At 65.5% G+C, this 21,023-nt stretch carries 20 protein-coding genes and 2 pseudogenes; 11 read left to right on the forward strand and 11 right to left on the reverse strand.

The window, feature by feature from the left end; all coding sequences use genetic code 11:
• Nucleotides 1-29: 29 nt before the first annotated feature.
• Nucleotides 30-815, reverse strand: a complete 786-nt coding sequence (locus tag W823_RS54135) for a class I SAM-dependent methyltransferase (RefSeq protein WP_023962793.1) — start codon at nucleotides 813-815, stop codon at nucleotides 30-32.
• A complete protein-coding gene (locus tag W823_RS54140; RefSeq protein ID WP_023962794.1) occupies nucleotides 812-1,519 on the reverse strand; it encodes an alpha/beta hydrolase in 708 nt (235 codons plus the stop codon). Before W823_RS54140 ends, W823_RS54135 begins: the two co-directional genes overlap by 4 nt.
• 134 nt (nucleotides 1,520-1,653) lie before the next feature.
• Between W823_RS54140 and W823_RS54145 the strand changes: the two genes are divergently transcribed.
• Nucleotides 1,654-2,355: a CDP-alcohol phosphatidyltransferase family protein gene (locus tag W823_RS54145; RefSeq protein ID WP_023962795.1), complete on the forward strand. Its 702-nt coding sequence runs from the start codon at nucleotides 1,654-1,656 to the stop codon at nucleotides 2,353-2,355.
• Here W823_RS54145 and W823_RS54150 read toward each other — a convergent pair.
• From W823_RS54150 to W823_RS54175, 6 genes and pseudogenes are all read right to left on the reverse strand, one after another.
• Nucleotides 2,334-3,858 (reverse strand): annotated as a pseudogene (locus W823_RS54150) (phytoene desaturase family protein). The gene W823_RS54145 and the pseudogene W823_RS54150 overlap by 22 nt on opposite strands.
• The gene (locus W823_RS54155; protein ID WP_023962796.1) at nucleotides 3,855-4,754 is read right to left on the reverse strand and encodes a YihY/virulence factor BrkB family protein; all 900 of its coding nucleotides are present in this window, start codon (nucleotides 4,752-4,754) and stop codon (nucleotides 3,855-3,857) included. The pseudogene W823_RS54150 and the gene W823_RS54155 overlap by 4 nt, the downstream one beginning before the upstream one ends.
• A 37-nt stretch (nucleotides 4,755-4,791) precedes the next feature.
• Nucleotides 4,792-5,265, reverse strand: coding sequence for a phosphoribosyltransferase (locus W823_RS54160; protein ID WP_023962797.1), 474 nt, complete (start codon nucleotides 5,263-5,265; stop codon nucleotides 4,792-4,794).
• A 32-nt stretch (nucleotides 5,266-5,297) separates the two neighbouring features.
• On the reverse strand, nucleotides 5,298-6,317 hold the full coding sequence (locus W823_RS54165; RefSeq protein WP_023962799.1) for an LLM class flavin-dependent oxidoreductase: 1,020 nt from the start codon (nucleotides 6,315-6,317) through the stop codon (nucleotides 5,298-5,300).
• A 143-nt stretch (nucleotides 6,318-6,460) separates the two neighbouring features.
• A complete protein-coding gene (locus tag W823_RS54170) occupies nucleotides 6,461-7,156 on the reverse strand; it encodes a type 1 glutamine amidotransferase domain-containing protein (RefSeq protein WP_031333516.1) in 696 nt (231 codons plus the stop codon).
• A 78-nt stretch (nucleotides 7,157-7,234) separates the two neighbouring features.
• Nucleotides 7,235-8,209, reverse strand: a complete 975-nt coding sequence (locus W823_RS54175; RefSeq protein ID WP_023962802.1) for a DMT family transporter — start codon at nucleotides 8,207-8,209, stop codon at nucleotides 7,235-7,237.
• Between the two features lie 77 nt (nucleotides 8,210-8,286).
• Here W823_RS54175 and W823_RS54180 point away from each other — a divergent pair, with 77 nt between their 5' ends.
• Nucleotides 8,287-8,832 carry a CGNR zinc finger domain-containing protein gene (locus tag W823_RS54180; RefSeq protein ID WP_023962804.1) on the forward strand — a complete coding sequence of 182 codons (546 nt, stop codon included), beginning with the start codon at nucleotides 8,287-8,289 and terminating at the stop codon, nucleotides 8,830-8,832.
• A 9-nt stretch (nucleotides 8,833-8,841) separates the two neighbouring features.
• Here W823_RS54180 and W823_RS54185 read toward each other — a convergent pair whose 3' ends face one another.
• Nucleotides 8,842-9,891: a type III polyketide synthase gene (locus tag W823_RS54185; RefSeq protein WP_023962806.1), complete on the reverse strand. Its 1,050-nt coding sequence runs from the start codon at nucleotides 9,889-9,891 to the stop codon at nucleotides 8,842-8,844.
• Between the two features lie 267 nt (nucleotides 9,892-10,158).
• On the opposite strand from W823_RS54185, the gene W823_RS54190 reads away from it, so the two are divergent.
• The 5 genes from W823_RS54190 to W823_RS54210 are packed head-to-tail and all read left to right on the forward strand — an operon-like array spanning nucleotide 10,159 to nucleotide 14,930.
• A complete protein-coding gene (locus W823_RS54190; protein ID WP_038254618.1) occupies nucleotides 10,159-11,451 on the forward strand; it encodes a glycosyltransferase in 1,293 nt (430 codons plus the stop codon).
• Nucleotides 11,448-12,983 (forward strand): bifunctional 3-(3-hydroxy-phenyl)propionate/3-hydroxycinnamic acid hydroxylase, encoded by a 1,536-nt coding sequence (locus W823_RS54195; RefSeq protein WP_023962810.1) that lies wholly within the window; start codon nucleotides 11,448-11,450, stop codon nucleotides 12,981-12,983. The genes W823_RS54190 and W823_RS54195 overlap by 4 nt, the downstream gene beginning before the upstream one ends.
• 56 nt (nucleotides 12,984-13,039) lie before the next feature.
• The gene (locus W823_RS54200) at nucleotides 13,040-14,230 is read left to right on the forward strand and encodes a lipase family protein (protein WP_023962812.1); all 1,191 of its coding nucleotides are present in this window, start codon (nucleotides 13,040-13,042) and stop codon (nucleotides 14,228-14,230) included.
• Complete coding sequence (locus W823_RS54205) at nucleotides 14,227-14,607, forward strand: multidrug efflux SMR transporter (RefSeq protein WP_023962814.1); 381 nt, start codon at nucleotides 14,227-14,229, stop codon at nucleotides 14,605-14,607. Before W823_RS54200 ends, W823_RS54205 begins: the two co-directional genes overlap by 4 nt.
• Nucleotides 14,604-14,930, forward strand: a complete 327-nt coding sequence (locus tag W823_RS54210; protein WP_023962816.1) for a multidrug efflux SMR transporter — start codon at nucleotides 14,604-14,606, stop codon at nucleotides 14,928-14,930. The genes W823_RS54205 and W823_RS54210 overlap by 4 nt, the downstream gene beginning before the upstream one ends.
• Before the next feature lie 103 nt (nucleotides 14,931-15,033).
• Here the strand turns inward: W823_RS54210 and W823_RS54215 are convergent, their stop codons facing one another.
• Both W823_RS54215 and W823_RS54220 read right to left on the reverse strand, forming a co-directional pair.
• On the reverse strand, nucleotides 15,034-16,002 hold the full coding sequence (locus W823_RS54215) for an isopenicillin N synthase family oxygenase (RefSeq protein ID WP_023962818.1): 969 nt from the start codon (nucleotides 16,000-16,002) through the stop codon (nucleotides 15,034-15,036).
• Nucleotides 16,003-16,069: 67 nt separating this feature from the next.
• Complete coding sequence (locus W823_RS54220; RefSeq protein WP_023962820.1) at nucleotides 16,070-17,236, reverse strand: hypothetical protein; 1,167 nt, start codon at nucleotides 17,234-17,236, stop codon at nucleotides 16,070-16,072.
• A gap of 319 nt (nucleotides 17,237-17,555) precedes the next feature.
• On the opposite strand from W823_RS54220, the gene W823_RS54225 reads away from it, so the two are divergent.
• The 4 genes and pseudogenes from W823_RS54225 to W823_RS54240 all read left to right on the forward strand — a co-directional run bounded on the left by W823_RS54225 (nucleotide 17,556) and on the right by W823_RS54240 (nucleotide 20,986).
• Nucleotides 17,556-18,338, forward strand: a complete 783-nt coding sequence (locus W823_RS54225; protein ID WP_031333524.1) for an ABC transporter ATP-binding protein — start codon at nucleotides 17,556-17,558, stop codon at nucleotides 18,336-18,338.
• Complete coding sequence (locus W823_RS54230; protein WP_023962826.1) at nucleotides 18,335-19,219, forward strand: ABC transporter permease; 885 nt, start codon at nucleotides 18,335-18,337, stop codon at nucleotides 19,217-19,219. The genes W823_RS54225 and W823_RS54230 overlap by 4 nt, the downstream gene beginning before the upstream one ends.
• 53 nt (nucleotides 19,220-19,272) lie before the next feature.
• Nucleotides 19,273-20,328 (forward strand): isopenicillin N synthase family oxygenase, encoded by a 1,056-nt coding sequence (locus W823_RS54235; RefSeq protein WP_031333525.1) that lies wholly within the window; start codon nucleotides 19,273-19,275, stop codon nucleotides 20,326-20,328.
• A gap of 14 nt (nucleotides 20,329-20,342) precedes the next feature.
• A pseudogene (locus W823_RS54240) lies at nucleotides 20,343-20,986 on the forward strand (GntR family transcriptional regulator).
• Nucleotides 20,987-21,023 lie beyond the last annotated feature (37 nt).

Raw genomic sequence — 21,023 nt, forward strand, 5'->3', positions numbered from 1 at the left:
CACGGGCACCGCTCCCGCAGGCGACCAGGTCACTGAGCTTCGGGCACGCGGGCCGTGACGAGCCAGGCCCGCGCGTCGAACCAGACACCGTCTGCACGTTGGTGGCTCGCCAGCATGTCGCGCAAACGCCCCGTCGCCTGTTCCGCCTCGGGCGGACTCAGCCGTGCCATCGTGCCGGCAACGTTCGCGAAGCCACCGACCCAGTCGAGGGCGGCGTGGACATCTCGGCCGTAGAAGACCGGCTCATGGACGCCGTCGACGACGACGTCGACAAACCCGGCGTCGCTCATGATCGCCGTGACGGTTGATGGATCGGCGAGTGAGAACGCATCGGGTACCTGGCCGGGGCCCGAGGGGCCGGTCGCGGCGAGGGCACGGGCGATGGCCGAGCTCCATTCGTTGTGCTCGCGTGCCTGCCACACGAGCATGGCCAGTCGCCCGCCCGGCCGTATCGCGCGTCCGATGTTGGTGAACGCTGCGACCGGGTCGCCGAAGAACATGGTTCCGAAGCGGCTGATCGCCACATCGAAGCCGCCCGGTGTGAACGGATGGGTCTGCGCGTCCGCGACCTCGAACGTCACGGTTGAAAGTTGCTCGGCATCAGCGATTTCGCGGGCTCGCTCGATGGCGGATTCGGAGATGTCGATCCCGAAGGCATTGCCGGCGTTTGCTGTTCGCGCAGCCTGGCGCGTGGAGTGTCCGGTTCCACACCCGATGTCGAGCACGCGCTCGCCGGCTCTGACCGCGCAGGCCCGATGCAGTGGTGCATCGTAGCGCGACAATTCAGCGTCGTAACCGTCGTAGATGTCTGTCATGGCAGCACCTGGCCGTAGGTCTCCTGCCCGACGCTCGCAGGCGCCAGGCCCTGCTCCACCGCGTAGGTGTGGAGGCGGTCTGCCAAGTCGAGTGGTCGACTGAGCGCGGGGGTGTGTCCGCCGTCCATCTCGTCCGGGGTGATGCCGAGTCGCTCGGAGACCACCCGGCGTAGGTAGGCAGCAGGGAACACCCGGTCCTCCCGGCAGATCAGCACTCGGGTGGGCACATCAGGCCAGGCGCGCAGAGGTGTCGGTTCCTCGGCCCGCGCCTCGGACTCATCGCGACCTTTTGCCACGGCCTGCGCGGCCAACTCCGGCGGCACGTCGTGATAGAACAGCGCGACAACATCGTCGTGGTGCGTGCGTTTTTCGTCGCCGAGGCGGGTGTTGGTGAAGTAATCGCCGGGTGCCTCACCGGCGCTCGGGATCATCGGCGCGACCAGAACGAGCAACTCGACGGCGACCCGCTCACAGACGAGGGGAGCGGTGAGTCCGCCCGCCGAATGCGCGACGACAACGATGTCGGACCGATCGTTCACCGCAGCGGCAATCGTGTCGGCATACTCGGCGACGCCGGCGAAGTCGTCTCCGCAGGGCAGATCAGGTGCCACGGTGTCGTGTCCCCGTGTGCGTAGATCGGATTCCACGAGGTGCCAATACCAGCCGACATCCCCGGCCCCGTAGATGAACGCAAAGGTGGCCACGGCTTCCTTCCTCTGCTCGATCGAACCTCTGCTCTATCGAAGTACGTCCCGGCCCTGCACCCACGTCGCCGGTTCACGGCGTACGCCACGGTGCGGTCGGGTTTGCGAGTCGCAGATCGGAGGTATCAGTACTCATGCGGCCCGTGTTTTCCCGTGAAGAAGCGTATGCCGGTTGGTCGCGTCTGCATGGCGGTATCGATCCCCGGAGTTCGATGTGGATCAGCGGCTGGGTTCGTATCGCTCACACTTGCGCGACCCCGTTGGTGCGCGCAGGTGTCAGCCCCAGCACGGTCACGGTCGCGGGAGTCGCGGTCATGGCGGCCGTTCCGCTGATCGCCTCGGCCGGTGCCGCGTGGCCCATGGTGGCCATGCTCGTGATCCTCGTCGGCGCTGTGCTCGACGGTGTTGACGGCGCGATCGCGGTACGCGCAGGCAAGGCGTCGCGGTGGGGCCGGGTACTCGACCCGTTCGCCGACCGCTGTTCAGACCTGTTGCTGATCCTCACGTTGGTTGTCCTCGGTGCACCTGCGTGGCTCGGGATTTCGCTCGCCCTGCTCACGTTGCTGCTCGAGTCCGTACGTGCGCACGCGCAGGCCACAGGGATGGAGGGGCCCGGAGTGCTGACGTGGTGGGAGCGTCCATCGCGGGTGATCGTCGCATCCTTCGCCACCGCGACCAGCGCCATCGAGTGGGGTGCCAGGCGCTCCGGGATCGACGTGTTGCCCGCCCTCGACGGCGTCACCCTCGTGACCATCTACGCCATCATCGCAACCGTGTTGGCCGTTGCGGGCCTGGCCCAGTTACTGGTCGCTGTTCACTCGGAACTCGAGGACTGACTGCCCTCGGCGTCCCCGATCATGTCGGCGACGATCTTGGCCGACATCATCACCAAAGGCAGGCCGCCGCCCGGATGGGCCGAGCCGCCGACGAGGAACAGGCCAGGAACGGGCGATCTGTTGGCCGGCCGCAAGAAAGCCGCCGTCGCACCGTTGGACGAAGTGCCGTAGATGGAGCCGCCCGGTGTCATCGTCCGTCGCTGCAGATCGGCCGGGCTGATGATCACCCGGTTCGTGACCTCGCCACGCACATCCAGCCCGCGGTCGGCCATCAGGTCCAAGATCTGGTCGGCGTACCGGTCGCCCAGCCCGGGGGCGTCCCAATCGGTACCCGATTCGGGGTCGTGCGGAGGCGCGTTGACAAGAACGAACCACGCACCCGCGCCCTCGTGCGGAACGATCGCCGGGTCGGGGGGAGCGCTGACATAAATCGTCGGACGAGGAACCGGACGGGCCCGACCACGACGGCCGAAGACCGCGTCGAACTCGTCGTCGTAGTCTTCGGCAAACATCACATGGTGGTGTGGCTGACGGGCAGGGGCGTTCTGCAACGCCAGCAGGATCACGAAGCCGGACAGCGAACGGGTGGTGCGACGCAGGCGCCATCGCGCCTGCCGGATCGGCCAACGGCGGGCCGTGAGCAACGTGTTGTAGACCTGGTGTGCATCGGCGTTGGCCACCACCGCCTCCGCGGAGATGCCCCCGCCGTCGTCGACCCGAACACCGGTGACACCTGTTGCGTCCGAGACGATCTCGGTGACCTTCGTACCAAGACGCACGTCGACGCCCAGGGTCAGCGCGCGATCGAGTAGCGCGGCAGCGATACGCCCCAGACCTCCGGCCACGTACCAGGAACCGAAAGCCTGCTCCGCGTACGGCACGCTCGCCAGCGCGGCCGGGGCACGGCGGGGATCAGACCCGGTGTACGTCGCGTATCGGTCGAGCAACATCCGTAGGCGGGGATCGGACAGGTACGACTTGCCGATCCCGCGCAATGAGCGCCACGGTGCCACCGCCGCGAGCTCATCGAGGTGGCGGGAGAGTCCGAGCATCGTGCGGACGTCGATCGGTGATTCCAGGAACGGGATGCGGGTGACGTCCCAGATCCGTTGGGCACGCTCGGAGAATGCACTCCACTGTGCGCCTCGGCCATCGCCCAGTGCCGCGTCGAGCGCGGCGGGGATGTCGCGCATGTCGCCGGGGGAGATCGAGGACGGCGCCGTCGGGGAAGGTGTACCGGCAGGCGATGTCGAGGCGTTGCAGTCCGAGTTCGTCGGATGCCGAGCCGCCGCCGGTCGCGGCGAACAGATCGTCGAGGACCTGGGGGAGAGTCAGCAGGGATGGGCCCGTGTCGAACACGAAGTCGTCGATCTTCTCCACACCGAGCTTGCCGCCGACCGTGGCGGCTTGTTCGACGAGGGTGACAGCGTGCCCCTGTGCCGCCAGACGTGTTGCCGCGGCCAATCCGCCCACACCCGCTCCGACAACAACGATGTGGCTCAAGCCTTCTCCTCCGGGTCATTGCTGGTGTGGTCGGGTTCGGCCCCACGCCGGCCGTCCACCACGGTGTCGAGGGATCGTGTCACCGCCCACCCCATGATCACCACCATATGCAGGATCCAGAGCCACAAACCGACCGCGACCACACCACCGATGACATCGAGACCCGCGTATGGGATCCCGACGTCGATGGGCAGCGACAGGAACAATGCGAAGCCCTGGAGGAATCCGGCCATGAACGACGCGGTGGTGACTGCGCCCACCGCTGCCACCCACCATCTCGGGTTGCCCGGTGTCACAGCGCGATATACCCAGACGAGTGCCACCGAGAGCACCAGCCACGTGGCGAGGAAGCCGATCCAGGTGCGGAAAATCAGGTCGCCCGCGCTGCCTGTGCCACCGCCCTCGGGTGCGAAGGTGACGAGCTGCTCGCCCACGGTCCGGAACACCAGTCCGAAGACCGGTATCGCGATGAGCAAGGCCAAAACGCGGGCCCGGGCTCTCCATCCGGTGAACCGGTCGGGTTCGGGCGAGATCGCGAGACACGCACGCCGCAGACCTTCGCCGTAGAACGATGCCGGGAACAACAGGACAAGTGCTTTGAGTGGGTCCATCTGTACCGCGGCCTCGACCAGTGCGTCGTACGCCGGTCGTGCCCCCATGTCAGGCGGGATGAGAACCCGCAGCGCCAGCAGCTCCTGCCGGGCCTGCAGGTCGGGTTCGAACCACGTGGTGCTCCACACCGCGAGCAGGAACCAGGGGACGATCGCGATCGCTGCGAAGTAGGTCAGCGTGGCAGCAGCACCGGCGATGTCGCCGCCGGCCAGACGTCGTCTCGCTCCGCGGAGGACAACGGCGGTCTCGCCGGTCAGTGTGCGCAGATCGATCACGGCGCCCACTGCGCGGCTCGACTGAAGGGCTGCACATCCACCCTGGTCAGCGAGGCGTGATGGGCGGCTCGGTGGACCAGGGGAAGTTGATCCAGCGGTCGGTGTACCGCCAGGTGTAGTCGGCCTTGATCACCGACGCGGGCTTCTCGTACAACACCGCCGTCCGTACCTCGGAGGCGTGGTTGCGACAGAAGGTGTGTACGAGTTCCAGTGTCTTTCCACTGTCCGCGACATCGTCGACGACGAGTACGGTCAAGCCGTCCAGTTCGGTGGCGTCGAGGATGGGTGGGAGTATCACCGGCTCGTCGAGCGTGGTGCCCACACCGGTGTAGAACTCGACGTTCATCGTGAACAGTGATTTGCAGTCGAGCGCGTACGCCAGCGCCCCGGCAGGTACCAGGCCCCCGCGCGCGATACCGAGCACCACGTCGGGCGCGAACCCGGAATCGGCGACCGTCTGAGCGAGGTCACGACTCGCCGCCCCGAACAGATCCCAGGTGAGTACTTCGCGTTCGCTCATCGAGACATGGTCGCACGCAGGCGCGGACGATGTCAGCGCCAACCGAGGGCGGGGGCGACGTGCGTCAGGATCGATTCGATGACGTGTGCGTTGTAGTCGGCACCGAGCTGGTTCGGCACGGTGAGAAGAAGGGTGTCCGCTGCAGCGATAGCCTCGTCCTCGCGGAGCTGTTCGATCAACCGGTCTGGTTCGTCGGCATAGCTCCGGCCGAATCGCGCCGTGGTCCCGTCGATGATGCCCACCTGATCGGCATCTTGTCCGCCACGCCCGAAATAGGCGCGGTCCCGATCGTCGACAAGGGCAAAGATGCTGCGGCTGACGGACACTCGCGGCTCGCGCTCGTGTCCGGCCGACTCCCAGGTCTCGCGGAAACGCTCGATCTGTTCGGCCTGCAGTTGATGAAAGGGCACTCCGGTGTCTTCGGTCAGCAGGGTTGAACTCATCAGGTTCATCCCTTGCTCGGCTGTCCACTCCGCGGTGGCCCGTGTGCCGGCGCCCCACCAGATGCGGTCTCGCAAGCCTGGCGATTGGGGCTCGATGCCCAGCAGGCCAGGAGGATTGGGGAACATCGGCGACGGGTTCGGTTGGGCGAACTTGGCGTTGTCGATGACCTTGAGGAAGACATCGGTGTGCTGGCGGGCCATGTCCGCGTCCGAGGCGTCCTCGTTCGGCGCATAGCCGAAGTACCGGTAGCCATCGATCACCTGCTCGGGCGAACCACGGCTGATCCCGAGCTGCAGTCGGCCGCCCGAGATGAGATCCGCAGAGCCGGCGTCCTCGGCCATGTACATCGGGTTCTCGTAGCGCATGTCGATGACGCCGGTCCCGATCTCGATGCGGCTGGTCCGCGCCCCGACTGCGGCTAGGAGTGGAAATGGCGACGCCAGCTGCCGAGCGAAGTGATGCACACGGAAATAGGCGCCATCAGCGCCGAGTTCCTCGGCCGCGACCGCGAGATCGATCGACTGCAGCAAAGTGTCCGCGGCTGACCGGGTCTGCGAACCGGGTGAATCCGACCAGTGCCCGAACGACAAGAATCCGATGTTCTTCATGACAAAGTAAATGAAACCACGGTCCGTTTAATTCCGCGCCGTGACCCCGTCAAGAAGACGCCGACAACAAGACGCCGGCAACAACGGGGCTGATCGGTCTCTTCGACCGCTCGTTGTTGCCGGCGCCCATGCACCAATGGTGGTCAGCCGAGGTCGGCGAGGATCCTCTGCGCAAGCGGTGCGGATGACGCTGGGTTCTGGCCCGTGTAGAGGTTGCGATCCACGACAACCTTGGGTGCCCAGGGCTCGCCCTCCTGGTAGTCGACGCCGAGATCGATCAGCCGGTCCTGGAGCAGCCAGAGGGCCTTGTCGGCCAGGCCTGCCTGGGTTTCCTCGGCATTGGAGAATCCGGTGGCCTGGTAGCCGGCGAAGGTGAACGACCCGTCATCGCGGGTGGCGGCCAGCAACGCTGCGGGGGCGTGGCACACCACGCCCAGTGGTCGCCCGGAATCGATGGCCTCGGTCAGCAGTCGACCGGACACCTCGTCGACCGCGAGGTCTTCCATGGGGCCATGACCGCCGGGGTAGAAAACTGCCACGTAGTGGCTCAGGTCAACCTCGTCGAGAGAGATCGGATGCTTCAGTTCTTCATTCGACTCGAGTTTCGCGGCGATCGCGTCGGCCTTGTCCTGCCCACCGTTGGCGTCGGCGGCCAAACTGCCCTGGTCCACCACAGGCACCTTGCCGCCTGGGGTTGCCACCACCACCTCGTGGCCGGCGTTCGTGAACTCCTCGTAGGGCGCCACGAACTCCTCGGCCCAGAAACCGGTCGGATGCTTGCTTCCGTCCTTCAGGGTCCAATGATCGGCGGCGGTCATCACGAACAACACCTTTGCCACAACATGCTCCTTTGCACTCTTGTCCGGTTCAGCCGTCTGTTCATCGGCCTTGTGGTGCAAGTCCGGACCCCCGGCGGGTTATTCCACGGGTACCCGCGCCGCGAGTTGTGAATCGCTCTTGAGCCGCCCGCCCATGTTGACCGCCACCAGCCCCGACAGCAGTACAGCCGCGCCCGCGAGTTGGGCGACGGTCATGGTCTGGCCCAGCAGCCACCACGACACCACCGCGGACGACAGCACCTCGATGAGCGCCACGAACGACGCGGGAGTGGCGCCGAGGAGCCGAACGGCATGTACGCCGGTGACGTACGCGAGGCTGGTGGAGATCCCGGCTATCGCCAGCGCGACCAACCACCAGGGCACCGAGGTGTCGGCGAGCACGGTGGACCCGGTGCCCGCGGCCATGGGCAGCAGGCCCAGCGCCCCGGCGATGCCGATCACCGCTGTACCGAGCAGCAATCCACCGGTGGTCAAGGCCAATGGCTCCACGCTCTGACCCGATGTGCCGAAATCCTCGGTGGCCAGGATGAAATAGGCCGCGAGCCCGACGCCGGCGATGACGGCCCACACGAACCCGACGGGGTCGATGTCACCGATGTCGCCCCCGCCGACGATGACCATCACAAGCCCGGTAAGTGCGACGACGCAGCCGATACCGGTCAAGGTCGTCGGCGTGCGTCCTCGGATGAGCCAGTCGTACGCCACGACCAGGATCAGCCCCGAGTATTCGATGAGCAGGGCAACCGGCACGTCGAGGTATCGGACCGCGTTGAAGAAGCTGAGTTGGACGACGGCGACGCCGAGGATGCCGTAGGCGATCACGAGCATCGGCGATCGGGCCCACTGGGCAAACAGGTTGCGGCGCAGCAATATCAGCGGAACGAGGAGTAGGAGCGAACCGGCGCCCAGCCGTACGGCCGTCACCGCGGCCGAGGACCAGCCGCTGTCGATCAGACCCTTGGCGAGCGGTCCCGAGGTGCCGAACGACACGGCCGACGTCACGCCCATCACCAAGCCGAACCCGGGCAGGGTGCGCGCATCAACGAACTTCAAGATTCCTCCGATGAGGGTGACAGGAGTAAAACTGCTTACACTCATGACAGCTAAACGGATCGCTGGTAAGGAGTCAAATGCTATTTGCTCATGACACCGATGTTGCGCTGGTGGCGACAGCTGCTCTGATCAACACCGGACGGGGCGACACGGACACCTTGGCGACCACAGATCAGCTCCGCGGCTTTGTCGAGGAGTTCGTCTACACAGGCCGTCGTGACGGTGACGCCGCCGAGCTCGATGCCGTGCGAGCACTGCGCACCCGGCTCGACGCGCTCTGGCAACTGGAGGTCGACGACGCCGCACGTGAGGTCAACGTGATGCTCCGCGAGTCGGAGGCCCGGCCATATCTGGCCCGCCACGATGGCTGGGACTGGCACATCCACGTCACCGAACCCGGCGCGCCGCTGGCCGACCGCATGGCCGCAGAGAACGCGATGGCCTTGATCGACCTGATCCGCACCGATCAGCTGGGCCGACTGAAGACATGTGCAGGAGAGGGCTGCCGGCTCGTCTTCGTCGACTTGTCCCGCAACCGGTCTCGCCGGTTCTGCAGTGATGGGGGATGTGGCAACAGGGCCCACGTCGCGGCATACCGCAGGCGCCGGGCCGAACAGGACTGATCGGGCCGATCAGAGGCGGAACAGCATCGTCTCCGCAGTCAGGCCCGGCCCGAATGCCATCGCACTTCCCATCCCGGTCGGACCGCCTGCGGCTGCCCGTTCCATCATCTCGGCCAACACGAACAGCACTGTGGCCGACGACATGTTGCCGTAGTTGTCGAGCACGTACCGCGACACCTCCAAGGCGGAGGGCTCGAGTTCGAGTGCGTTCTCCACTGCGTCGAGAATGGTGCGGCCTCCCGGGTGGATCGCCCAGAGATCGATATCGCCGGGGGTGCGCCCGGCGAGGATGAGTTTGAGGTTCTCCTGGTTCAGTGCGCGGCCCAACTGTCCGGGGACCTTGCCGGAAAGAACCATGTCGTAGCCGGCATTGCCGATGCGCCAGGTGATCAGCTCCCGCGTATCGGGAACCATGACCTGTTTGAACGAGTCGAGCTCGATGCCAGATCGATCGGCCGAGATGACGGCGGCGGCACACCCGTCCCCGAAGATCAAGAACGACAACATCGATTCCAGGCTCTTGGGCTGCTGCATGTGGACCGAGCACAGTTCGACGCTCACGAGCAGGACTTTCGCCTGTGGGTTCGCGCGGACGATGTTGTCGGCGGTCTTGAGTCCGGTGATGCCGGCGAAACAGCCCATGAAGCCGATCTGGGTGCGGTCGACGTTGGGGCTGATGCCACAGGTCTTGATGATGTCGTAATCGATTCCCGGAGAATAGAATCCGGTACAGGTGACGATCACCAGATGGGTGATCTCGTCGGCCGCGTCGCCGAGATCGAGGCCTTCGACGGCCTTGCGTGCCAGTTTCGGGGCCTTGTCCTCGTACTCGACCATGCGTGTCTCGGTGTCGACCGAGCTCGGGTTTCCGCCGTAGAAGGTGATCGGGTCCTCCACCGCGGACCACCGATGAGAGATCTGGGCGCGCTCTGCCATCCGCCGGAACAACAGCATCTTGCGCCGTTCCTCGATCAGTTCGGGCGCGTGGTCGACGAAGATGTTGTGGACATCGAGGTCGGGTACAGCGGTGCTGATCTGGTTGACAAAGGCAGTAGCCATGAGATGAAGTCCGAATCTTGTCTCAAAAGAACTGGGGCAGTCGTTTTCTCGCATCCGTGCGAACGTCGTGACTGACGCAAACGTAGGTCCGATCGGGTGCCACCGCAACCGTGAGGCACCGGTTCGACCGTGATTTTCAGGAGATCTTCAGGGCGTGTCGTTCAGCCGCTCGACCCTTGGGCTGCCGATCTGTCGCGGCGACGTCGACGATGGTGCTCTTGTGGCAACATCGGGAGTTCGGTGGGGCTGGAAGGACGAGGTTCGCAGGTGCCCGGTGTCTTGTTGTGCAGTGCGCCGCTGACAGGCCATGTGGCGCCGATGATCGCCATCGGCCGACAACTCCGGCTGGACGGCTGGACCGTTGTGGTTCTCACCGGCAGCCGGTTTCGTCGCCGCATCGAAGAGGCGGGACTGGCACTCGTCCCGCTTCCTGCATCGTGTGACTTCGATGACCGCGACCTCGACCGGGTCTTTCCCCGCCGCCACCGGATGCCCGGCGTCCTGCGGTCGCGTTTTGACCTCGAGCATCTGTTCGCGGCAAAGATCCCCGACCAATACCGAGCGCTGGCGGCGCTCGTGGACGAGACCGACGTCGACGTGGTGTTGGCCGAAAACCTGTTCCTCGGTGTTCTCCCACTGCTCCGGCGGGCCGGCCGGCGGCCGAGAGTCGGTTCGGTCTGTACGTCGCCGTTGATGGTGAACAGCCAGGACACGGGTCCGTTCGGGCCAGGGTTCCCGCCGTCGACCACACGCCTGGGCATGATGCGCAACCGAATGCTGACCGTGGGCGCCGAACACCTCGTGCTGCGCCGGGTGCAACACCTGGCCGAGACCGCGGTGCGTGAGTGCGTCGGGCACGGTGCCGGCGCGTTCATCCTGGATTGGCCACTGCTGGCAGACGACATCTTCGTGCTCACCACGCCATCGTTTGAATACCCGCGACGAGACCTGGCCGGCCGACTCGATTTCGTCGGACCGGTTCTCGATCCGGTTGGCAGCCAGCATGATCCGCCAGAATGGTGGTCCGAGGTGACCGGCTCGAGGCGAGTCGTGGTGGTGACGCAGGGCACCCTCGACAATGGTGACCTGAGCAAGCTGGTGGAACCGACCCTGGCCGGTCTGGCGGACATGGATGCCGTGGTGGTCGCTGCAACAGGTGGCAAGCCGCAATCCTCGGTGCGGGTTCGAACGGCCAATTCGATCGTCACGGAGTTCGTTCCGTTCGATCTCATGCTGCCGAAGGCAGACGTGCTGGTCACCAACGGCGGCTGGGGCGGGGTGCACTACGCCTTGAGGCACGGCGTTCCGATGGTGGTTGCCGGGACAACCGAGGACAAGAACGAGGTCGCCGCCCGAATAGCCCGGTCCGGGTGTGGGATTCGGCTCCGATCAGCGCGACCGCGAGCGATTCGTCACGCGGTCGAGACGGTGCTCTCCGACCCGGGGTGCCGTCGGCGTGCTCGTGAACTGGGTGATGAGATCGCGCAGCTCGACGGGCCGGCCAACATCAGCCGGGCGCTCACCCGGCCGCCTCGGGGACAAGCGCGGTCGGCCGGATGACAACGGTGCCGGTGGTGGTGGTCGGGGCCGGACCGACGGGTCTGACCGCGGCCTGCCTGCTGGCCGCACACGGCGTTGATTGTGTGATCGTCGAACGACGGCGCGGCGTGCATCCGTTGCCTCGCGCTGTCCACCTCGACGACGAGGTCTACCGGATACTGCAAAGTGCCGGTGCCGCAAACGAGTTCGCGCCCAGCGGGCGAGCCGCACACGGTTTGCGCTTGGTGAATCCGCGGGGGCGGGTGTTGATGGAGTTCGCACGTGATCGCACCGTGGGTCACAGCGGCTGGCGTGAGACCACGATGTTCGATCAGCCGGACCTGGAACGGGCCCTGCGCTGCGCCCTGGCCGAACACTCGGGAACCCAGGTGATGGAAGGTTCCGTCGTAGAGGCGATCACACCCGGAACCGACGGGGCGGTGGTGAGAATCCGACGGGACTCTGGTGCCCACGCCATGCTGCACGCACGCTATGTCCTCGGTTGCGATGGCGCTTCGAGTGCGGTGGCGCAGGCCATCGGAGGGGCATGGCGCGACCTGCGATTCACCCAGGAGTGGCTGGTCGTCGATGTCCGTACCTCCCACGAGGTGACGATGTGGCCGGGCGTGCACCAGGTCTGCGCCGGGTCTGGAGCATCGACGTTCATGCGAATCGGAGCTGACCGGTACCGGTGGGAGTTCCGGCTCCCGACCGATCTGGACCTCGAGCCGGACCCGCTCTGGGCACTCGGTGAGATACGGAGGTCACTGCCCGACAGCTGCGACATCGAGGTGGTCCGGACGGCGCGATACCGGCACGCCGCGCGGGTGGCACGGCGTTGGCGCGCAGGCCCACTGTTCATCCTGGGCGATGCCGCACATCTCACCCCGCCCTTCATCGGTCAGGGACTCGGCGCAGGACAACGCGATGCGATGAACCTCACCTGGAAGCTCGCTGCCGTACTCGACGGCCGCGCGGATGACCGTCTGTTGGACAGCTACCAGACCGAACGCGCACCGCATGTCCTGCGGTCGGTGGTCGCGGCAACAGCGATCGGCCGGGCCATGTCCGTCGAGCCCGTACCGGGCAGAGCGGCCGTGGACGCGGTGTTGCGTGGGCTCGGCGGTGCGCCAGGTGCCGCGACCATCGGGCCGCGGCTGATCTATCCGCGGGTCGGCAGAGGAGGCCTGCCCGCGCGGGAGCGCATCCGACGGCGCAGTGGTCGACTCGGCGCGTTGTTCCCTCAATTCGTCCTGCGCTCCGGCCCCGACGGTGAGATGGTGGCCGGCTCCGACGACGTGCTGGGACTCGGCCCGGTGCTGGTGCACCACGGTCGGTTCACCGACGAACTGGCCGACCACGCGGATGCCGTTGGCGCACCCCGAGTGGCGGTCGGCGAATTCGGCCCGGCCGCACCCCAACTCGCCGAGTGGCTTCGCAGCGGCCAGCTCAACGCCGTTCTCGTTCGACCGGACCGGGTGATCGCTGCCGTGGAGTCGACGTCCGGCCGGGTCACCGCGTTCAGGACATGCGCGTTCGGGACATCATCGTGAATGTCACAGCCCGCGGCGTGCACTGCGCCCATGGGTGTCGCTGGTAAGTTCCTGCCGTGGGTCTGACGAGGCGAGCGGTTGCACTCGCCGCACTGGTTGTGGCCCTTGTGCTCGCCGGCTGCGGCGGCGAGGCCACCTCGACATCGAACGGCGAGGAGACGAGCTGGACCAACCCGGCGCATCTACCGTTTCCGGGCCCAGGTGACGTGGTCGAGGTGACGAACTGGGTGTCCGTTGGCGCCGAGGCAACGCAGGTGTCCGGCAAGCGGATCCTGTACCGATCCACCGACATCGAGAACCGGCCAATCGTTGTCTCGGGAACCGTGTTCGTGCCGGCGGGGGAGGCGCCGCAGGGCGGTTGGCCGATTCTTGCGATCGGCCATGGGTCCACCGGGATCAACGTCGACTGCGCACCTTCACTCACCCCGGACCTGTACGGCCTGCTCCGATTGGTCCGCAACTACCTGCGTGCGGGGATGGCCGTCACCTTCGCCGACTACTCCGGGCTCGGCACGCCGAGCGGACCCCACCCCTATCTCGACCCGTATGCGGCGGCCCGAACGGTGATCGACTCCGTACGCGCCATCCGACACGTCTTCCCCAGCATGTCCTCGACATGGGCGACCTACGGCATCTCTCAGGGTGGAGCAGCCAGCTGGGCGGCCGACGAGCTCGCGGCGGACTATGCGCCGGAACTCCGCCTTGTCGGAGCTGTCGCACAGGTTCCGTCGACGGACAAGACCCCGATGGTGGATCTGGCCGCTGCCGGCACCTTGACCCTCGAACAACAGGGCATCCTCCAATGGCTGGAGGAGTCGTTGGCGCGCAGGCATGCCGATTTCGACCTGAACAACTACCGCCAGGGTGGCCTTGCGGAGCGGTGGACCGATCTCAGTGGCTGCGGGCGGTCGAACGCGCGCGAGCGGGCGCTACGGCAGATCTCTGCCTCCGAGTTCGCGCCGTCGAGTCCTGCCGCCGCCGAACGCTTGCGCACGTTGCTGCAGTCGATGGCGTTGCCGCGCACACGGTTGTCGGCCCCGCTGTACGTCTTGTACGGCGGCGCCGACCGGTTCAATGCCCCCGAGTGGATCACCGCCGGAATCCGGAAGGCGTGCGAACTCGGTGGCCCGATCACCATCACCTACAGCCCCGGGGCCGGGCACGGCAATGTGGACACGAGCGGCATCGCGCGGTACCTGGCCGACCGAGTCGCCGGCGTGCCGGTGCGCGATGATTGTCGTCGATGACCACCCTCTCGAACATCGCGACGAACAAGTGGCTTGTCCTCGGCTGCGCCATCGTCAGCGAGGTCAGTGCGACCCTTGCCCTGCGGGCGTCGGTGGACGACGCGCGGTGGCTGGGTCTGGTGGTCGCCGGATACCTCGGCGGGTTCGCCTTCCTCGCGCTTGTCCTGCGGGCCGGGATGCCGGTGGGGGTTGCCTACGGGATCTGGGCGGCCGTGGGGGTCGCACTCACCGCGGTGCTGGCCGCCATCATCTTCGGTGATGCGTTCACCGTGGGCATCGCAGTGGGTATCGCGATCGTGATCGGTGGAGTCCTCCTGGTCGAATTGGGCTCGCACGGCAGCCATGAGACTGCGGACGAACCCGAGGCGCCCGAATGACATGGACGTACCTGATGGTCGCGATCGTCTTCGAGGTCGCGGGCACGCTCTCACTGCGAGCGTCGGACGGCTTCCGCAAGATGATCTGGCTGATTCCGACCGTAGTCGGCTATCTGGTTGCGTTCGGCGCCCTGTCGCTGACCTTGGCCGGCGGCATGCCCGTCGGTGTGGCCTACGGGATCTGGGCCGCGTGCGGCGTCGCATTGACCGCGGTCGTCGCGAGGTTGGTCTTCAAGGACCCGCTGACCTGGGTGATGGGTGCAGGCATCGTCCTGATTGCCTGTGGCGTCCTGGTCATCGAACTGAGTTCTTCGCGCCACTGACGGGTCGCAGGCCTTGCGCCGCCGGGCCTTTCGTCGAGGACGCGGCCCCGGGCATCGAACCCGGAGCCGCGCTGTGACCGCGCGCTGGAACTACGCGCTCGAACTATTTCGCGAAGTTCGCACTGATCCGCTGGTGCAGATAGTCCTTCGCGGTGATCGGCGGGTACTTACCGCTGGGTCCCTCGATGACCACCTCGCTGTTGGCCTGGGCGAAGAAGGCGATGGAATACCGTGCACCACGGTCGTCCCCGGCCCCGGGGCTGCGCACCCGATGGAAGTTGGACGGTAGTACGTCGTCGCTCCACCGCATCAGCATGTCCCCGATGTTGCAGGTGATCGCGTGGTCGGAGGGTTCGACCGACGTCCATTCCTGTGAATCCATCTCCTTGCCCGGGCACACCTGCAATCCGCCCTGACCGTTTCGCTGGAAAAGCAGTGTGAGGCAGTCGAAATCGGTGTGCGCTCCCGCTCGCCACTTCCCGGTCGGTTCGACGTCCTGTGGGACCGCGAAGTAGTGCAGCAGACGCAGGGTGCTCTGGTAGGTGGCCGATGTCGGGTCGTGGGCCGCCGCGAAGAAGTCACGGTGGAAACCCATTTTCTCGGCGAACAGCGACAGCAGATCCATCGCCAGGCGCCAGCATTTGGCTTCGAAAGCCTTGATGGTGTCGGTGAACCCGACGAGTTCGTCGTCGGACGGCCAGAGTCCATCCATGTTCGAGAGGGTGACCTGGTAGGACTCCTTCTGGTCCGGGGTTCCCACCGACGGCCGAACCTGGGTCATGCTCTCCCATCCGGAGTTGAATCGTTTCGGATAACGGGCCTTGACCTCGGCCGGCAGTGCGAAGAATGCTTCTGCCATCGCGAAGGCCCGGCGTACCTCGGTCAGGTCGATACCGTGGTCGACCACCTGAAAGAACCCGATGTCGGTTGCTGCCGACCACAATTCATCGGCGATCTCGGTGCGTCTGGTGCTGAGGTCGGCCAGCGAGATACGCCGCACCTCGCGTGTGCTCTCGGTGCCGATTGCGCCCATTCGGCGTTCGCGCTGCAATTCGGTCATGTCGTAAGTCATGAGCTGAGGACTTTCCGTTCTGAGGTCTGAGGTCTGAAGGAACACGCTGAGTTCGCGCTGCTGCTGGTCAGGGAATGGCGATGGCGGGGTCGATGAACTGGTTGGTGAACATCTGCTTCGCGGTCATCGACGCGGGCACACTATTTCCCCCCGCGGCCAGTACCGGTGTCAGTTCTGCGACGTTGCGGCTGGTGCGGGTGTCGTCGTACACACCGAACGCGCCGTTGTCCTCGTTCGCGAGCAGACCCTTCTCCTGCAGGAGATCAGCACTGAAAGCGGCTTCGCCCTCGCTGTAGGGCGAGTAGGTCTGGTCTTGCGACACCACGTCGACGATGACCTTGTTCGTCGCCTCGGGCGAGGTGATGTAGTCGACGCCCGCTTGCTGGATGATGGGCACCAGCTTCTCGAGGCACGGCGAGAACTCGGCGAGTTTGTCAGCTCGCACAGAGACATTTGAGGCGTAGATGTCGTAGCCGGCATCCTTGATCAGGCCGTAGGACACCGGTTTGTCCCACGCGGGCGTCTCCTCCTCGTACGTGTACGGCTCCGAGTTCGCGAACCCCTGCTGGGCGATCGCCGGGTCACCGACGAACCTCGATGGTGCGCCGTCGTAGCTGGTGTCGATCTGGGACGGCTTCAACAGACCTTTCGCCACCATCCACTGCGGGAAGATCTGGTCCTTGGAAACCACCACGGTGGCATCGCCGGTGCCCACATCGCTGACGGATTTCCATTCGGGATGCGTCTGCGGATCCCACATCAGAATCGCCGGGCTGTATTTGAGCAGTGGGGTCACCCCGACCACAGGTTGGTCGGCGGCCGCCGACACCAGCTGATCTCCGTGCACCACACCGAGCATCGCCGAGTCGTCCACATACAGCTGCGAGGTGACGGACTGGAACCCGATCGCCGGTCCGCCGGACTTCAGTGTGATGTCCACTCCCGTGTCCTTGCCTCCCGCCACCAGGGGGCCGGTGACCGATTTGTCGTCGGTGTTCACCTGGTAGCCCGGGCCGAGCATGGCAAAGAGAGCGCCCATGTCGGACTGTGGCTGCCACTGCAACTGCACGCCGACGTTTGCCGGACACACATCGGCGAGACTTTGCTCCGCTGCCGCCGGTTCGATCGAGACCGTTTCTGCCGCGTCGTCGGACCCGAATGCGCAGGCGGACAAGGTCAACGTGGTGAGCGCTACGGCAGTGATGCCGAAACGCCGGCGGTGCGAGAACGTCATGGTTTCTCCTCGAGAGATGGTTGGGGGTGGTCGCGGACGCTCACCTGGATTGCGATCGAGCATGTGCTCGCGCCGCCCGGTCGCCTCGTGCGCCGGAACAATTACATGCAATCAGTAGCTTGTTGCGACGTTGTTACCGCCTGTTAAAACCGTAGGCAGCATCCGATGGCACTTTAAAAAGCCAGTTAGACAGCCCGCAAGGGAACCGATGTCATGAGAACGTAACTGCGTGCAACTCGGTCGTCATGCATGTAATCCACCATGATGAGGAACGAACAGCCCACTGTTACATGTACAAGCCGATCGTATGGAGGTCGAGATGAGACTCGCGGACACAGTGCGGGACGCAGACGCGCGCAGGCTCACGAAGAACACGCAGATCGTCTTCGCCGATGTCGGCAAGCAGTTCGACACCGGGACGGTTGCCGTGGAGGGAGTCGACCTCGAGGTGCGCCGCGGGGACTTTGTGGCGGTTGTCGGGCCGTCGGGGTGCGGGAAGTCCACGCTTTTGCGGATGGCAGCCGGTCTCGAGGAGCCGACCGCGGGATCGGTCGCAGTGGCTGACGATTCGGTCGGCTTCATCTTCCAAGAACCCACGTTGCTGCCGTGGCGAAGTGTTCGCGCGAATGTCGAGTTGTCGGCCGAGTTGCGTCGCGAGAATCGTGCCGCCGTCAAACGTCGTGCCGCCGAGTCGATCTCCGCGGTGGGCTTGGAGCACTTCGCGGATCAACTACCCAAAGCACTTTCTGGTGGCATGAAGATGCGTGTGTCGTTGGCGCGGGCGCTGACGCTGTCGCCGGCCACGATGCTGCTCGACGAACCGTTCGGCGCACTCGACGAGATGACCCGGCTGGACATGCAGGTCGAACTCCAAAGGCTCTACGTCGAACGGCAATTCACCGCCATGTTCATCACACATTCGGTGTCCGAGGCCGTCTACCTCGCCAATCGGGTGGTGGTGATGACCGCACGACCGGGACGCATAGCCGCTCAGTTCGACATCGACTTTCCTTATCCGCGCAGCCCCGAGCTGCGATTCGACACCCGCTTCACCGACCACGTCTCCGAGATCTCGGCGACCCTGCACAGGAGCAACCGATGACCCAGCTCGATGCCACGCTCGCCCGGCCAGGGAGGACATATACGGCGACGGCACGGCCGGGCGCGCCGGCCGGTCGTCTGTCCAAGCGGCGGATCCGCACGGCGACAGCCGTTGTGCTCGGCCCCTTGCTGTCGCTGCTCGGCGTTCTGGTGTTGTGGTCGATGGTCAGCTACTGGGTGCTGTCGCCGGAGCGGAGATTCCTGTTACCGCCACCGGGTGATGTGCTGAGGAACAGCCTGATGGACTGGACGCACCTGCGGCCCATGCTCGAAGCGCTGGCGGTGACGGCGCAGGTCGCGATGGTCGGATTCCTGGTGGCGGTTGTGGTGGCTGTCGGCACCGGAGTGCTGATGAGTCAGGCCAAGTGGATCGAGCGCATCATCTACCCCTACGCCGTGGTGATCCAGGTGATCCCCATCCTCGCCATCGTTCCGCTCATCGGTTTGTGGTTCGGATACGGGATGATGTCGCGCACCCTGGTCTGTGTGCTGATCGCCGCCTTCCCGATCATCACCAACACCCACTTCGGGATAAGGTCGGTCGACCGCGGACTGCACGAGCTCTTTGCGCTCTCTCGTGCGTCACGGTGGGACCGGTTGGTCAAACTCGAACTGCGGGCCGCACTTCCGGCCATTCTCACCGGTGTGCGCACCGCGTCGGGACTGGTCGTGGTGGGCGCGATCATCGGGGACATGTTCTTCGCCAAGGGACAGCCGGGAATCGGCACACTGCTCGACGTCTACCGCGGCCGTCTGCAGTCCGATGACCTGATCGCAGCCATCGTGCTCGCGTCGATCTTCGGAGTCGCAGTGTTCGGTGTCATGGGGCTCGTGTCGAAGTTCGCAGTCGGCAGCTGGCACGAGTCCGGGCGTGACTCGTGAACGATCCGTATCCCGAGACCACCGAGAATCGATCATCGACAAGGGAGCATTCCGTGCCCGGCACACCGTTTGAGGTACCCGCCATCGACATCAGTCCGTACCGCGACGACAAACGCCGCTCGGATCCGTCGGCGCGGGCAGAGGTCGTGTCCGCCCTCGACCGTGCCTGCCGCGACGTCGGTTTCGTCCAGATCGTCGGTCACGGTATCGACACCCACACCATTGCGGGACTCGCCGACGCGCTCGATGAGTTCTTTGCCCTGCCCCTGGCGGTGAAGAAGCAGTACCGACGGGACCCGGCGACCAATCGTGGCTACTCTCCGCCCAAGTCGGAGTCGCTCAGCATGAGCCTGGGCATCCCGACAGCAGGACAGATGAACGACTTCTACGAGGCATACACGGTGGGCACCGAAGCAGCGGACTTCGCGCCGCTCGAACTGCCCGAGACCAGCTACGCACCGAACAACTGGCCCGAGGCGGCGCCTGGGTTCGCGCCCGCCATCCAGGCATATTTCGCCGCAGCACAAAAACTCTCGCGCATTCTCATGCAAGCCTTCACCGATGCGCTGGGTCTTCGGCCGGGGTACTTCGAGAACATGATCGACCATTCGATCGAAGCGCTGAAGATGAACAACTACGCCCTGCCCGAAGGGGACACCGAGTTCACCGGTGACCTGACGGGGATGGGGGCCCACACCGACTTCGGGATCCTGACCATTCTGTGGGCCGACCGCGTTCCCGGTCTCCAGGTACTCGACCGCGAGGGACGCTGGCACGATGTCCAGCCGGCCGAAGGTGCGCTGCTGATCAATCTGGGAGATGCGATGTCGCGCTGGACCAACGACCGCTGGATGTCGACCATCCATCGCGTCGACCCTCCGGTGGTCGACGGTCAGATCGCGCGGCGTCGTTCGGCGGCATTCTTCTTCGACGGCAATCACGACGCGGTCATCGAAGCTCTTCCCGGGACGTTGGCAGAGGGCGAGACGGGCTACCCTCCGATTACGATTGCCGAGAACATCGCCATGAAGGTTGCCGGCCTGCGCACCGGTGTGGCACCTGCGACGCAACTTCGCGAGGCCGCGCGCGTTGCCGCGGCCGAGAAGTAGGGAGGGGAGCAGAGGTGACGGCATCTGAGCGTGCCCTGCTCACCGACTCGGTGCACGACGCGCTGCAGGAGATGATCTTCTCCGGCGAACTGGAGTCGGGGAGCCCGTTGAGTGTGCCCGCATTGGCCGCTCGGCTGAAGGTGAGTCGGACTCCGGTCCGAGAAGCGGTGCAGCAGCTCATCTACGAAGGTCTTGCGTCCCATACGCGCAACGCCGGCGCCGGGTGGCCTCACTCGATGCCCAGACGCTCAGGTCCGTGTTCGAGGTCCGGGAGGTTCTGGACGGGCTGGCGGCGTACAACGCCACTCTCACCGCCACGCATGAGACAGTGGCCCACCTGCGCAAGATGGTCGAGGTGCAGCGTGAATTGCTCGAGGATCCGGCCGACTCCCGGCGGGACGCCACCCTCGACCTCCAGTTCCATACCCTCATCCGTGAGACGGCGAACAATCGTCCACTGGGCGAAGCGCTTTCGCGGCTCGATGGCCAGTCGCACCTGTTTCGGTCCGACGTGTGGACCGCCGACCTCAATCGCCGTCTCGCGGTGATCGAGCACGAACGGATCGTCGCCGCGATCGAAGCAGGAGACGCCGAGGGGGCCCGCACCGCCGCGTGCGTCCATGTGGCCGGGGTGTTCGTGCGTACCCAGCGGGTGTGACAGGCGCCCCCGCATCACTTCTCGCCCCATGTGCAGA

Source organism: Williamsia sp. D3, assembly GCF_000506245.1.
Taxonomy (GTDB): domain Bacteria; phylum Actinomycetota; class Actinomycetes; order Mycobacteriales; family Mycobacteriaceae; genus Williamsia; species Williamsia muralis.